This window comes from [Clostridium] ultunense DSM 10521, assembly GCF_000511955.1.
In the GTDB taxonomy this organism is placed as follows: Bacteria; Bacillota; Clostridia; order Tissierellales; family Tepidimicrobiaceae; genus Schnuerera; species Schnuerera ultunensis.
Genome location: NZ_AZSU01000002.1, coordinates 97475 through 110751 on the forward strand (window position 1 = coordinate 97475; position 13277 = coordinate 110751).

Here is a 13277-nt window from a genome sequence, read left to right on the forward strand (position 1 = left end):
CTTATTAGAACTTAAGCACTCCACGATACTTTTTGACATAGATTCAGCACCAGGATTGTTGTTCGAAGCCTTTAGATTAAGAAGTTTATTCCCTTGAAAATCTAGAGCACATAAGACATTAGTCTTAGAACTAACATCAATACCAACAAATAAAGTTGATAAAATTTTGTTCTTCATATTATCACCGCCTTTCATAGGTAGTTGGAGAACAATTAGTAAAAGAGATATCCTAATCTTAGTCACTAACTTCAACCTCGCACTATTAGCATTCATCTTTGAAAATTACCTTGCTGTTGGTCTAGTCAAAGAGATGCAGCATCTGAGTTGGAAGATTATGATGACTAAGTCAGGAAGCATGCTTAATGGGCAATAACCATAAGGTTTTGCAAGGAGGAGCAGAATTATCCTTCGCTAATTATCCTTAGTTTAATTATAGCATTAGGATATCTCAATTAAAAATTGTATAAAAATAATACTATGCTTAGAAGACCTAATAAAAAGTACTTCTAAACATAGTATACGAGGAGGAGTCAAAATGAAAAAGATTTTATTAGTAGAAGGTATGTCATGTAATCATTGTGTAATGGCAGTTACCAATGCATTGAAAGAATTAAAAGGAGTATCCAATGTAGATGTAAACTTGGAAAGTAAAAAGGTAGAAGTTATAGGAGATAATCTAACAGAAGAAAATTTAAAGAAGGCTGTAGAAGAAGCAGGCTATGATGTAGTAGAAATTAATTAATAGTAGGTGACATTATGAATCCAGGTAAGGAAAAGGCAGCTATGAAGCTAAAAACCGTTAGAGGGCAAATAGATGGGATTATCAGGATGATAGAAGAGGATAGATATTGTGTAGATGTATCTACCCAGATTTTGTCTGCCATAGCCCTACTGAAAAAAGCTAATATAGACGTATTAAATGCTCATATTAGGTCTTGTGTAAAGGATGCCATATTAGAAGGGGAAGAAGAGGGAGAAGAAAAAATAGAAGAAATAATTACCATAATAGATAAATATATAAAATAACATTAAAGGTAAGTTTCTTTCTTGAATTGAATAGGGAAGAAACTTATCTATTAATATAGGGGATTATTAGTTTTATTAAATCCTTAAAAAGGATTATCTCCTTATTAGAGCATTGAGATAATATTAAAAACAATTCCTTTAAATCTTCGTCTAAATACGGGTCGTAATCTTTATCCGTAGATTCCAACACGGAAAAATCCTTACCTAATTCTATTTTGACTTCGTAGGCGTCTTCGCCATAGAGCAAATAGTCAACAGACTGGTGAAGGGAAGTAGCGATTTTAGCCAAAGTTTCTAAACTCATCCTTCTATCTCCCCTTTCGATTTGACCTATGTAGAAAGATGATAATCCAACGATTTCTGCAAATTTCTCCCTTGTTAAATTTAATTTTTCTCTTTCTAATCTTATTCTTGCTCCTATATCCTTAAAATTTAGCTTTCCTTTATTACCCATTATGTCACTCCTTTAAGTTAACTTTAATATTTTATCCTCTACAACTAAATTGGCCTATAGCATAAAAAAGTATTTGCCAAATGGCATAAAAAATATTATGCTATTTAGTAAGACCTAAGGATTTAGAAATTAATCTTAAGGGAGGGGAATGCAATTTGATTTTCAGAATTAATAGATTGAGGAATCTATTAGATGAACAATTAAATGCAGAAGATAAGAATTGGGAAGAAATAGAGAAATTAAGCAAAGAATTGGATTCAATGATTTTGGAATATTGGAATATGGAAGGGTATGGGGAAGGGGAAAATAGGTCTAATAAAAAGAAACTGGTATAAATACTAGTTTCTTTTTATTATTAATAGAAAAGTTTTAAAAAGGCATCCTTATAATGTTTCAACAGATGCCTTTTTATTATTGATTTTTTAATAAGAGTGACTAGAATTCTTTATCTTTCCTATATTCCAATATATCACCAGGTTGGCATTCTAACTCTCGACAAATTGCCTCTAAAGTAGAAAACCTTATGGCTTTAGCCTTGTTATTTTTTAATATGGATAGATTGGTATTGGTGATACCTACTCTTTCTGCCAATTCCATTAAAGACATCTTTCTTTTTGCCATCATAATGTCTAAGTTTACAATAATAGCCATATTATACACCCCTATATAGTTAAGTCATTTTCATCTTTTATTTCAATAGCTAGTTTAAACACCTGACCTAAAACTAAAGCTAAACATCCAAGTATTATATAGATTAAAATGTCTGCATGAATATTAAAGTTGGGTATACCTATTAGTAAAAAACCCTTTTGTGAAGGTAGTTTACTAATACTTTGAATTAATCCAAATAAGAAAATAGATTTAGCAATATTGTTGAATCTTTTTATATTTTTACAATCAAAGGGTTTTTTATCTTCTATTGTTAAAATGATTTTTTTTAAGGAGTACAAAACATACAAGACTGCTCCTCCTAGGATAAGTCTAAGAATAGTGTAAAACACTAAAACACTTTCTGCTTCATTGGATCCTTTATATGACTCAGCAGAGAGTAATAATATTAAAACAAGCATTAACCAAAAAGATATATCTATAGAAATCTTTAAAACTTTTGTTATATTCTTTTTATTTTTCATTTCACCCACTCCTTTTTTATCTATACTTTAAATATATTATAAAAATTACCGTTAGTCAATAAAAAATTATCGAAAAACAATAAAAACCTATAAATAAATTCGTATGAAAAAATCATAATAATAAATATAATATTGATTTTTTACATAAAAAGGATTATAATTAACAGGAAGGTCAAAGGAAGTCAAAGTTCTATTCTCCTATTGACTTGAGAAGGAGGTAAGTAAATGGAATATAAAGATTATTATAAGATATTAGGAGTAGATAAAAATGCAAGTATAGACGAAATAAAGAAAGCCTATAGAAAATTAGCTAAAAAATACCACCCTGATCTAAACCAAGGGAATAGGGAAGCTCAGGAAAAGTTTAAAGACATAAACGAAGCCTATGAGGTATTAGGGGATGAAGATAAGAGAAAAAAGTACGATACTTTCGGTAGTGGTTACAACTTTAGCCATGGCCAAAATTTCGATCCTTCCCAATTTGGATTTAAAAACTTTGGCAATGGAAGATTTTCTTACTCTACTAGAGGCACTGGTGGAGGATTTAGCGACTTTTTCAATATGTTTTTCGGAGGACGGGAATTTGGAGAAGATATATTTGGCAATAGATCTACTACTCAGAAATATGAGTCGGAAATCAATATAACCATAGAAGAAGGATATAAAGGCATAACTAAACCCTTGTCTTTTAGAATAGGAAATGAAACTAAAACTTTGTCGATAAAAGTACCTAAAGGAATATTGCCCGGGAAAAAAATAAAGATTAAAGGCGAAAAAGCTGGAATGGATGGAGATATATATTTAAAGGTAAACTTTCTTAAGGATGAAAGGTTAAGGCTGGAGGGTCTAGATATATATAAGAGAATAGATTTATATCCTTGGGAAGCAGCCTTGGGAACTACAGTAGTAGTAAAGACCTTAGAGGACAAAGTTAGGATAAAGGTTCCAGAAAATATGGAAGGTGGTAAAAAAATAAGAATACCGAGAAAAGGCTATAGGGATATGAAGGAAAACAAAGGGGATTTATATATGGAGATTAACATAGTAAATCCACCTAAATTAACAGAGCAGCAGAGAAAACTGTACGAACAATTAAGGGATATTCAGGCTAAAGGCTAAGGGGCAAATGACAATTGAAAAAGATTGCAAATTGTGCATTGTGAACTGTGAATTGTCATAGTTTTCCCGACCTTATTATTGAAATCAATAGCAATAATCCAGCCAATCCTGCTCCCAAGTATCCCACAATTCCTATGGCAGAAATGCCATATATCTTTAAACCTATATTAGCATTTATAACCAAAGAGGAGCTTACCAATAATCCAGCAACTATTATGGCGAAGATGAGCCTATTTACCATTTTATTTATCTCGTTGAAATTTTCCTCCATATCCTTAAGCTCCAAATTCAGTTTCAACCTTCCTTCTAGCCCAGCATTGATAATATCTAAAACCTTTGTAGATAGTTGGAAGGTGGATTTAATTGAAGAATATAAAAAGGCAGCTATTTCCGTAAAATTTAAATCCTTAATTTTTTCTTTTACCATCCTATCTTTAAAATAGGGAATGGCTATATCCATTAAAGTCAAATCCTTGTCTATCTTGGCTAATACCGCTTGGAGGGTCATCATTCCTTTGATTAAAAGGGTAATGTCATGGGTCATATTTATATTATTTTTTTTGCATACTACTATAACTTCCTCCAGTATTTGAGGAATATCATAATCATGGATAGCTTCATCTATATAGGTGCTATATAATATTTCTATATCCCTATACAATCGGTTTAAATCTATAGGTCCCTTTTTTATTCCAATCTTCAGAATAGACTTAGCCATTAGATCCACATCTTTTGTCGAAGCACCTGCTAGAAATTCATTTAATTTCTTCCTTAAACTTGAACTTAAATTACCCATCAATCCAAAGTCAATATAGCTAATAGTATTTTCATAGATTAAAATGTTTCCAGGGTGAGGGTCTGCATGGAAAAATCCATCTTCAAAAACCTGTTTAAAATAGTTATAGATTATTTTAGTAGCGATATCGTGGATATCGTAACCTGCTTCCCTTAATTTATCTACATTATCAATTTTTATTCCAGATATATAATCCATTACCAATACTCTAGGAGTACAATATTCCTCATATACTCTGGGAACGGTTATGAACTTTACATCCATATTATTTTCTTTAAACTTGATTATATTGTTCATCTCTTCTATAAAGTTTAATTCCTTTTCAGCAGCAGTACTCAATTCATCTATTACCTTTTTCATATCTACTACTTCTTTTGTAGCAGTAAAATTGATAAAAGGAGCCATTTTTTTCAATATCTGAATATCCGATAACATCTTTTCCTTTACAAAGGGTCTCTGAACTTTTACTACAACTTTTTCCCCTGTTTTCAGTTTGGCTAAATACACTTCTGATAAAGAGGCAGAAGCTATAGGAGTTTTTTTAAAGTTAGTGAATATTTCATCTATAGAACCCTGTAACTCAAATTCGATAACTTCCTTCATAATAGAAAACTCTTCGGGGCTTACATCATCCTGTAATTTTTGAAATTCATTAATATATTCTATGGGAAGTATATCTGGTCTGGTAGACAATATTTGACCAATTTTAACAAAGGAAGGACCTAGCTCTTCCAATACCAGCCTTAATTCCTTTGGGTCTCCTATTCCATTTTTAAACCCGTGCTTCAATGCAACGGATACAATTTCCTTAAATCTCTTTTTAATATAATTATTATCCATATTAAGAAACCATCTTGTATGCCCAAGATGGTCTATCCCCCCATATTAAATATTCTTTTCTAATTCATCTATCCTTTTATTTATATTATCTATATCATCTTTTGTTGCTAAATTTAAACTATCTAAATAGGCTTTTATATTCATTTCAGTATCTGCAATATTTTGAGCATTCGGGTCCTTATCCTTTACAACTCTTTTAAGCTCTTCGTTCAACTGTTTTCCTTGATCTATAGTAATTTTGCCTTTTTCCACCAACTCTTTAACCAGTTCATTGGCTTTTTCATAGGTTAAAGCCAAAGTACCTACGCCAGCAAAAAATACCTTTTTAAGAAGATCTTCCATGTCCACCCTCCTTCCATACTATGTAAGAATATCTAAAAGTAGACCTTTAATATCGTCTAACCTTCTCAATATCCTTATCCTATTGTTTTCAATATTTAAGAAATCCTTAGTCAATTCATCTAATTCATTATCTACCTTCTTTACTAAAGAATATACCCTATGACGGCCTCTTCTATCCAAAGAATTTTCCTTATAAAAGACATGGGAATTGTTTACTGTAATATCTAAAAACTCTTTTACCAATTTTTTATATTGGACTAAATCTTCAATAAATAATTTATCTTGAAGTTTTTCCGATTGGGTTTCTATTTTATCATATAAAATCTTAAGCTGTTCCCGAATATGCTCCTGCTCTATTTCCATAAGCTTATTCTTAAAGGTTTCGTGAACCTCCTTTCTATTGGCAGACTTTACCCTATCTACCTGCTGGATATTGTTCACACCAACCTTTTCTATCCTCGCCATAAAGTCACTCTCCCTTACTATTCTATTATATACTATCGGCAATATATATGGAAATATAATATTTATTTAAAGATTATCAAAAAAACTGTCGATATAGTAAATGAAAACATTGTACGAGGATGGTTAAATGGAAGCTATAAATTTAAATACAAAAGAAAATTTAATAGATGCCTATGGTTTAAAACCCACCCTTTTCTATGATGTAAAAGGTGTTCTAGTAGAAAAAAAGGGTAAGGATATAAAAATTGAGAAGGTCCTAGAGGATAAAAAAATATTGTATTCATTGCGGGTAAAAGAGGAAATCCAGCAGACAGTAGGAAAAAAGGTTCAAATAGATAAAGAAAACATTTTATCCATGAAGGTAGAAGAAAAAGAAGAAGAGATTAAACCTGTAAATTTTAAGGAAATAATAGAAAGAATAGGATTAGAGGATTCAGAGGAAACCATAAAAGGGATAGAATATTTAATAGACAATAAAATTCCAGTAACTAAGGAAAATTTAGAGACCTTTTTCATGTCTAAAAAATATTTGGGGGAAATAATTGAAAACATAGATTTTGATTCCTGTATTCAATTAATGGAAAGAGGTATAAACTTAAAGGAGGATTCCTTACAAAAGATTGCAGAAACTTTAATTGAAATAAAGGATATAAAAAGGGACATATCTTTCAAGGATTTAATAAGGTTTGATAGGAAATTAAGCTATAAAGAAGCAGAAATAATAGCAAAAGAGATATATGGCAGGAAGATGGGAAAGGATGTCTATGATAGCATATTAGCTTTACATAAAGAAAGGATTCCAATAAATAGGGAAAATATTGAAAGGGTTATGGAGGTAATAGACAGACTTTATGATTTAAAGGATTACAATGATGAAACCTTCGTAAAGTTTTTTAAAGAGGACCTACCCTTTAATATTGAAAGTCTATATAAATATAAACATTCCTATAACAATAAAAATCTGGATAAAAACATTATATCCCCTTTATACGAGGAATTTACCATAGAAAAGGAAGAAACCTTAAAATATGTATTAAAGATATTAGAAGATTTAAACCTAGAGGCAAAAGAAGAAAATATCCAATTAATAAGGGAGTTCCTGCTAAATGGAGTAGAGGTAACATTGGAAAACTATCAGAGACTGTTGAATATGAAATCCAATTTAAAGGAATTAATAGACCTTTTAGATGAAGAAAAAGTGGTTTACCTAATGGATGAAGGGGTGGATATACTGAAAGAAGATATATCCATCTTGATAGAGAAGATCAAGGATAAAGGACATATAGAACCAGATATAGGTTCAGATAAATCATCAGATCTATTAAAAGAAATAGAAAGTTTAAGAACCATTACGGACAAAGAACTGCTCCAACTGATTAAAAACGAAGAAGATTTTAAAATAGAGAATTTGAAGGAGATAATATCTACAAACACCAATTTGGTTCAAGGATTAAATGGAAAAATTGTAGAAAAGGCTAGGACTATTACCAATATATTCAATACATTAGGAGGACTAGATTCCGACACCATAGCCTTTGCATCGAAAAAGTTTAATACCATAACATTAAACAATCTATATGATTCCCATTTGGAACTAAATACAAAAGATGAAAATATAGTAGAACCAATAGCTAAAACAGAAGAAAGTCTAATTAGGCAGGAGTATTTAAATGCCAAATCCAACACCAAATTAAACTTGATAAAGATAAGTGTCAAAGAAGGGATAGCCTTAGAGCATATGCCACTGGAAGAATTAAACCTATATGTAGATAGAAAGGTAAACAGATATCGAGAGACCCAAAGATCAGTCAATGAAATAAAATACCTTAAAGGGAAAGAGCATTCTTTAATACCTATAGTAATGAAAAATCATCTAAATATGTCCATAAGTCAGATTAATAATATAGATTCTATTTTAAATAATGGAAAAGGTATAGGAAATATATTTAATAATCTTTTGAACAATAAAGGTAAGTATAGCGAAGAATTAAAAGGAAAGATTGAGATATTAGAGAATAAAATAAAAGAGTTTTCCAATTCTATTAAAAAAGGTAAAGGAGAAGTTAAGGAAGATTTTAAAGAAACTATAAATGCTTTTAAAGATTTAAACAACTTTTCTAATTCTAATGATAGGGAAAGGGAAGAAAATTTAAAGGAAATTGAAGAATATTTAAAATTGCAAAATCAATTATCTAAAGAGGATTTGATCCTTCAGTTACCTGTATTTACAGAAGAGGGATATAATAATATAAATTTAATAATTCCCAATATAAATAGGGGAATCCAGAAAAACAATATGGTATTTTATCTTAATATGAATATGAAAAATTTAGGGGAAGTAAAGTTCAATTTACAGGTGAAAGATGAAAAGGTAGATGTAGAATTCAATACAGTTAATGTTGAGTTAATTAAGGAAAATGAAAACATACTTAAAGATGGATTAGAGAAAATTGGATACACCTTAGAGAAATTGAAACCAAATAATATCCTTTAGGTGAGAACATGAAAATACGGTTAGTTTCAAAAAAACAAGTGAAAAAAGCTTATGAAAAGAAAAAAGTCGAAAATAAAATAGATATAAAAGAAGAATTAGCCATAGAAAATATTGAAAAGGTTCCTAAGGAATTATTCCAAATTCTTGGAGAGACCTTATCCTTTATAGAAAATGTAAACAAAATGGAGGGAGAAAAAAATGAGGATAAATAATAATATACCAGCATTAAATACTCATAGGATGTTAGGAATAACTAATAATAGCTTGGAAAAGACTTTAGAAAGACTGTCATCAGGAAAAAGGATTAATAAGGCTTCAGATGATGCAGCAGGGTTAGCCATATCACAGAAAATGGAGGCACAGGTAAGAGGCCTTAGACAAGCCTCAAGAAACTCCTTAGATGGTATATCCTTACTCCAAACAGCAGAAGGAGCATTAAACGAAGTCCATGCCATGCTACAAAGGATGAGAGAGCTGGCGGTACAAGGGGCTAATGGAATATATGAAGAAGATGATTTAAAAGCTATCGCCAATGAATTGAAGGAATTAACGGAACAGATAGACAAGATAGGTAAGGAAACTACCTTTAATGGAATATATTTGTTGAAGGGGCAATTGGGAACACGGGTAAGCGGCAGTGGAAGTGGTGCTGTTAATATACCCATTACTGAATTAAGGCTTCAAATAGGAGCTAATGAAGATCAATACATTGATATTGATATGTCTGAGATAAATGTAACTGTCAATATTGGAAGTGAGACCAAAGGATTAAGTATAACTAATAATATTATTATTTATGTAAGTGGGGTAAGTGGCAAAGATCCTTCTTTTGAAGTCAATGGTCCATTGGACTCAAAAGAGTTTAGTGAGGCAATAACAATATATGATGTTGCAGTAAAACAAGTAGCTTCCCATCGTTCTCAATTAGGGGCCTATCAAAACAGATTGGAACATACCATTAGAAATGTAGACAATACAGCGGAAAACCTAACAGCTGCAAAATCGAGAATAGAAGACGCAGATATGGCCATTGAGATGAGTGAATTCGTTAAATTAAATATATTACAACAAGCAGGTGTGGCCATGCTTTCTCAAGCTAACCAACTGCCTCAAACAATGCTCCAATTATTACAATAGGAGATGATATAGATGACGGATATTCAAGAATTAAAAAAGAGGATTTCAACCACTAATGAAGCCGGTCTAATAGCCATATTATTTGAAAAGCTAATAGAGAACTCTAAAAATTGTATTTCTGCCATAAAGGATGAAGATTACGACCAAATAATAGAGTTAAACAACAACTCTAGGGCTATATTAACAGAGCTAACAGTTCAATTCAGTGGAAATGATGAAATTTCTTCAACCTTACGTGAAATTAATATTTACATCAACAAGACCATAACAGAAGGAGAAATAAAAAAGGACCCATCCCTCTTCGAGACCAATATAAAAATATTAAGACCTATACTAGAAGGCTTCAAAGAACTAGAAATAAAAGAAAAACCAAAAGCAGTAACAGGCCTTACATACGGAAAAGATAATTTAGGTGAATATACATTAGGAGAAAATAGAAGTTTTCAGGGATAAAAAAGCTGTGGAATTTTCCACAGCTATTTTTCTATGTAACCGTGCACCCAGCTTCGTCGTTATACCCCAGGCGTTACCTAAACAGTTAACTCAGAACAGGCACCCCTACGGCACACGAAAGTGTCTACTTACCGCTGCTTCCTCCCGGACCTGACGGGGTTCATAGATTTTCGTTGCGCAGGACCCATTCGTCAACGCCACTTATTCAGGGCAGACCCTGAAATATAGACGCCTAGACTGGGAATTCGATCCTGCTACAGCGGTTTGCAGGTTATAGGGCACCGCTACCTCCCCATCTAGCACGGCAAAAATTATATTGGCGGAGAGAGAGGGATTCGAACCCTCGAAACGCTCATCACGTTTACACGATTTCCAGTCGTGCGCCTTCGGCCAGACTCAGCCACCTCTCCAAAAGCATTGCCTACCAAATAACAATTATTCTTTACAGATTTATATTATACTTAAAATATAGACATATGTCAACTATTAGTTTTTAAAAGTTATTATTAAAGTGATTTATTTATGATAATGTCTCATTATACCATTTATGATTATGTCCCCAAAATATAAAAAATATTGTATAATAAAGCTCTGAATACAAAAATGAGGTGATGACAATTAGAAAGGTAGATTTAAATATGAAAGAACAAGAGAAATATGAAATAATTAAGAAGTTAGTTGAAACTAACGGGAATAAAAAAAGAGCAGCTTTAAAAATTGGATGTACACAAAGGCATATTAATAGATTAATTCAAAGATATAAAAAAGAAGGCAAATCAGCATTCATACATGGAAATCATGGTAGAAAACCTGCTCATACTATCGAAAAAGAGAAGAAAGAATTAATAGTAGATTTTTACAGAACAAAGTATTATGGTGCTAATTTTGAGCATTTCACTGAACTTCTTGAAAAATATGAGGATGTAAAAGTTTCCCCGAGTGTAGTTAGAGCTGTTCTTATGAATGAACAGATAATATCACCAATGGCTCATCGTTCTACTAAGAAAAAATTAAAGAAACAATTGAAGGCACAAAAAGAAGCTGCATCTTCTAAAAAGGAAATTGAACAATTACAAAATAAAATCTTAGAAATTGAAGATGCGCATCCTAGAAGACCTAGATGTGCAAACTTTGGTGAAATGATTCAAATGGATGCTTCTGAACATCTCTGGTTTGGTGATAAGAAGACACAACTACACATAGCAGTAGATGATTCTACTGGAGCTATTGTAGGAGCATACTTTGATTTACAAGAAACTTTAAATGGCTATTACAACGTATTAAGTCAAATACTTAAAAATCATGGTATTCCGTATATGTTTTTTACAGATAGACGTACAGTATTTGAGTATAAAAAGAAAAAATCCCCTTCTATTGAAGAGGATACCTTTACTCAGTTTGGTTATGCCTGTAAACAACTAGGCATCGAGATTGAAACTAGTAGTATACCGCAAGCCAAAGGACGTGTAGAGAGGATATTTAGAACCCTACAATCACGCCTCATCATAGAATTAAGGCTTAACGGTATCACAACAATAGAGCAAGCAAATACATTCTTAAACTCCTACATAAAAGAATATAATGATGCTTTTGCTCTTCCTGTTAATAATATCAAATCTGTATTTGAAAAACAACCAGATGATGAAAAAATTAACTTAACACTAGCTGTTCTATCTAGTAGGAAGATAGATAATGGACATTGCATCAGATATGAAAACAAATACTTTAAATTATTAGATGCTTATGGCTATCCTGTTTACTATTATAAAGGTACATCAGGTATGGTAATTAAATCATTTAATAAAGAGCTATATTTTTGTATAGAAGAAAAGGTATATGCTTTAGAAGAAATTCCTATCCATGAACTAAAATCTAGGAACTTTGATTTTGATACACCTGTAGAAAAGCCTAAAAAGAAGTATATTCCACCAATGAGCCATCCTTGGAAACAAGCTTCTTTTGAAAAATACATGAATAAACAGGCACATAGAAAAGAAAAAACAGCCTAAAATTTGTTCAGTGATATTTATCGTTAAACAGCCTTAAGTCGCTAAAACTCGAAGGCTTATTAAGTGCACCCTAATTTCACACGTTACCACATAGATTTGATTTTACATGACAGTTCATGTCTTTATTGTAGGGGTATGTATGCTAGGCTGGCACAATCGTGCCAACAGGCTTTGTCACCTGGGACGCTTCACCCCAGGTGGCGGAGCCTGTTCCCAAGCCTGTTTCAGCATATATACGGGTTCCTGCAGTCAAGATTTTAATTGTCTAACAAAATCAAATAAATATAGCACTAATTCTACTAAAATTAGTGCTAATAATTTAATATTTATAGGACATTTTCAAAAGTTATTGACACTATTAGTTTTTAAAAGTTTGTTATTATCTTTTGATAATGTCATCTCATAATTATCTTTTGATTATGTCAAAATAATAATATGAAAAAAGAGGTGCATTATCTATTCTATGATTTCGCTCTACTATGCCATTTTGCCATGGTGAATATGGACGAATACGCTTGTGTTTTATATCTAGTTTTTCTAAATATTTTTCAAATCTAGTTTTCTTATTTGTAATATCTTGATCATTAACAAATTCAATCCCATTGTCTGTTTGAACTAACTCAACCTTAAATCCTAAATTACCTTCTAATCGTTTTAAAAAATTAGATGTACTATATGTGCTAAGTTCATTAACTAATTCTAAATATCTCTTTCTTGAATATTCATCAATAGCTGTTATTTGGTAGTATCTATTATGATTACTTGCAAAGCCAATACATTCATTTGGAACATATTTTATATCTATTTGAACTCTCTCTCCCGGATAGGTTGCTAAGTTCCTTCGGTAGGTAGATTTAGGATAACTTTTTCTTTTCTTTGGTGTATTTAGTTTCATTTTTCTTATCTGACGACACATTGAATCATAAGTTCTTCTATAGCCGGCATCTCTTGATTTACGGTAAACCTGTGCCAATCCTTCATGCCGATGATAGCGGTGTTTATGTCGAAT

The 13277-nt window shown here is 31.5% G+C and carries 16 protein-coding genes, 1 tRNA gene and 1 other RNA gene; 9 read left to right on the top strand and 9 right to left on the bottom strand.

Annotated features, from left to right (window positions below):
• Window positions 1–535 precede the first annotated feature (535 nt).
• Together CUL_RS0103290 and CUL_RS0103295 are read left to right on the top strand one after the other, a co-directional pair.
• Window positions 536–742, top strand: a complete 207-nt coding sequence (locus tag CUL_RS0103290; RefSeq protein WP_005588418.1) for a heavy-metal-associated domain-containing protein — start codon at window positions 536–538, stop codon at window positions 740–742.
• A gap of 14 nt (window positions 743–756) precedes the next feature.
• Window positions 757–1026 carry a metal-sensing transcriptional repressor gene (locus CUL_RS0103295; protein WP_005588417.1) on the top strand — a complete coding sequence of 90 codons (270 nt, stop codon included), beginning with the start codon at window positions 757–759 and terminating at the stop codon, window positions 1024–1026.
• Window positions 1027–1069: 43 nt separating this feature from the next.
• Here the strand turns inward: CUL_RS0103295 and CUL_RS0103300 are convergent, their stop codons facing one another.
• Window positions 1070–1480 (bottom strand): helix-turn-helix domain-containing protein, encoded by a 411-nt coding sequence (locus CUL_RS0103300; RefSeq protein WP_005588416.1) that lies wholly within the window; start codon window positions 1478–1480, stop codon window positions 1070–1072.
• A gap of 155 nt (window positions 1481–1635) precedes the next feature.
• Between CUL_RS0103300 and CUL_RS0103305 the strand changes: the two genes are divergently transcribed.
• Window positions 1636–1815 carry a hypothetical protein gene (locus tag CUL_RS0103305; RefSeq protein WP_025640485.1) on the top strand — a complete coding sequence of 60 codons (180 nt, stop codon included), beginning with the start codon at window positions 1636–1638 and terminating at the stop codon, window positions 1813–1815.
• 100 nt (window positions 1816–1915) lie between these two features.
• Here the strand turns inward: CUL_RS0103305 and CUL_RS0103310 are convergent, their stop codons facing one another.
• On the bottom strand, window positions 1916–2131 hold the full coding sequence (locus CUL_RS0103310) for a helix-turn-helix domain-containing protein (RefSeq protein ID WP_005588415.1): 216 nt from the start codon (window positions 2129–2131) through the stop codon (window positions 1916–1918).
• An 11-nt stretch (window positions 2132–2142) separates the two neighbouring features.
• On the bottom strand, window positions 2143–2613 hold the full coding sequence (locus tag CUL_RS0103315) for a DUF2975 domain-containing protein (RefSeq protein ID WP_005588414.1): 471 nt from the start codon (window positions 2611–2613) through the stop codon (window positions 2143–2145).
• Between the two features lie 225 nt (window positions 2614–2838).
• Between CUL_RS0103315 and CUL_RS0103320 the strand changes: the two genes are divergently transcribed.
• Window positions 2839–3732, top strand: a complete 894-nt coding sequence (locus CUL_RS0103320) for a DnaJ C-terminal domain-containing protein (RefSeq protein ID WP_025640486.1) — start codon at window positions 2839–2841, stop codon at window positions 3730–3732.
• Between the two features lie 55 nt (window positions 3733–3787).
• Here CUL_RS0103320 and CUL_RS0103325 read toward each other — a convergent pair whose 3' ends face one another.
• From CUL_RS0103325 to CUL_RS0103335, 3 genes are read right to left on the bottom strand one after another with little or no spacing between them, the layout of a single operon-like run.
• The gene (locus tag CUL_RS0103325) at window positions 3788–5368 is read right to left on the bottom strand and encodes an ABC1 kinase family protein (protein ID WP_025640487.1); all 1581 of its coding nucleotides are present in this window, start codon (window positions 5366–5368) and stop codon (window positions 3788–3790) included.
• Window positions 5369–5413: 45 nt separating this feature from the next.
• On the bottom strand, window positions 5414–5710 hold the full coding sequence (locus CUL_RS0103330; protein ID WP_005588409.1) for a phasin family protein: 297 nt from the start codon (window positions 5708–5710) through the stop codon (window positions 5414–5416).
• A gap of 18 nt (window positions 5711–5728) precedes the next feature.
• Window positions 5729–6175: a YaaR family protein gene (locus CUL_RS0103335; RefSeq protein WP_005588407.1), complete on the bottom strand. Its 447-nt coding sequence runs from the start codon at window positions 6173–6175 to the stop codon at window positions 5729–5731.
• 127 nt (window positions 6176–6302) lie between these two features.
• On the opposite strand from CUL_RS0103335, the gene CUL_RS0103340 reads away from it, so the two are divergent.
• From CUL_RS0103340 to CUL_RS0103355, 4 genes are read left to right on the top strand one after another with little or no spacing between them, the layout of a single operon-like run.
• Window positions 6303–8669, top strand: a complete 2367-nt coding sequence (locus CUL_RS0103340) for a DUF6240 domain-containing protein (RefSeq protein ID WP_025640488.1) — start codon at window positions 6303–6305, stop codon at window positions 8667–8669.
• 8 nt (window positions 8670–8677) lie between these two features.
• The gene (locus tag CUL_RS0103345) at window positions 8678–8881 is read left to right on the top strand and encodes a hypothetical protein (RefSeq protein WP_005588404.1); all 204 of its coding nucleotides are present in this window, start codon (window positions 8678–8680) and stop codon (window positions 8879–8881) included.
• Window positions 8868–9806, top strand: coding sequence for a flagellin N-terminal helical domain-containing protein (locus tag CUL_RS0103350; RefSeq protein WP_005588403.1), 939 nt, complete (start codon window positions 8868–8870; stop codon window positions 9804–9806). The genes CUL_RS0103345 and CUL_RS0103350 overlap by 14 nt, the downstream gene beginning before the upstream one ends.
• A gap of 12 nt (window positions 9807–9818) precedes the next feature.
• On the top strand, window positions 9819–10259 hold the full coding sequence (locus CUL_RS0103355; protein ID WP_005588401.1) for a flagellar protein FliS: 441 nt from the start codon (window positions 9819–9821) through the stop codon (window positions 10257–10259).
• Window positions 10260–10298: 39 nt separating this feature from the next.
• Here CUL_RS0103355 and ffs read toward each other — a convergent pair.
• Window positions 10299–10564: signal recognition particle sRNA large type (ffs, locus tag CUL_RS18280), an RNA gene on the bottom strand.
• 12 nt (window positions 10565–10576) lie between these two features.
• Window positions 10577–10669: transfer RNA gene (locus CUL_RS0103360), tRNA-Ser, on the bottom strand.
• A gap of 201 nt (window positions 10670–10870) precedes the next feature.
• Here CUL_RS0103360 and CUL_RS0103365 point away from each other — a divergent pair.
• Entirely contained in the window at window positions 10871–12268 is a 1398-nt protein-coding gene (locus CUL_RS0103365) for an ISNCY family transposase (protein ID WP_081722745.1), read from the top strand.
• Between the two features lie 406 nt (window positions 12269–12674).
• Here the strand turns inward: CUL_RS0103365 and CUL_RS16575 are convergent.
• On the bottom strand, window positions 12675–13277 hold a 603-nt coding region (locus CUL_RS16575), incomplete at its 5' end, for a DDE-type integrase/transposase/recombinase (RefSeq protein ID WP_035142784.1).

Coding starts and splice junctions, on each gene's coding strand:
- CUL_RS0103365 (WP_081722745.1), top strand. CDS start 10,871: ATGACAATTAGAAAGGTAGATTTAAATATGAAAGAACAAGAGAAATAT.
- CUL_RS0103315 (WP_005588414.1), bottom strand. CDS start 2,613: ATGAAAAATAAAAAGAATATAACAAAAGTTTTAAAGATTTCTATAGAT.
- CUL_RS0103300 (WP_005588416.1), bottom strand. CDS start 1,480: ATGGGTAATAAAGGAAAGCTAAATTTTAAGGATATAGGAGCAAGAATA.
- CUL_RS0103340 (WP_025640488.1), top strand. CDS start 6,303: ATGGAAGCTATAAATTTAAATACAAAAGAAAATTTAATAGATGCCTAT.
- CUL_RS0103310 (WP_005588415.1), bottom strand. CDS start 2,131: ATGGCTATTATTGTAAACTTAGACATTATGATGGCAAAAAGAAAGATG.
- CUL_RS0103325 (WP_025640487.1), bottom strand. CDS start 5,368: ATGGATAATAATTATATTAAAAAGAGATTTAAGGAAATTGTATCCGTT.
- CUL_RS0103295 (WP_005588417.1), top strand. CDS start 757: ATGAATCCAGGTAAGGAAAAGGCAGCTATGAAGCTAAAAACCGTTAGA.
- CUL_RS0103335 (WP_005588407.1), bottom strand. CDS start 6,175: ATGGCGAGGATAGAAAAGGTTGGTGTGAACAATATCCAGCAGGTAGAT.
- CUL_RS0103330 (WP_005588409.1), bottom strand. CDS start 5,710: ATGGAAGATCTTCTTAAAAAGGTATTTTTTGCTGGCGTAGGTACTTTG.
- CUL_RS0103290 (WP_005588418.1), top strand. CDS start 536: ATGAAAAAGATTTTATTAGTAGAAGGTATGTCATGTAATCATTGTGTA.
- CUL_RS0103355 (WP_005588401.1), top strand. CDS start 9,819: ATGACGGATATTCAAGAATTAAAAAAGAGGATTTCAACCACTAATGAA.
- CUL_RS0103320 (WP_025640486.1), top strand. CDS start 2,839: ATGGAATATAAAGATTATTATAAGATATTAGGAGTAGATAAAAATGCA.
- CUL_RS0103350 (WP_005588403.1), top strand. CDS start 8,868: ATGAGGATAAATAATAATATACCAGCATTAAATACTCATAGGATGTTA.
- CUL_RS0103345 (WP_005588404.1), top strand. CDS start 8,678: ATGAAAATACGGTTAGTTTCAAAAAAACAAGTGAAAAAAGCTTATGAA.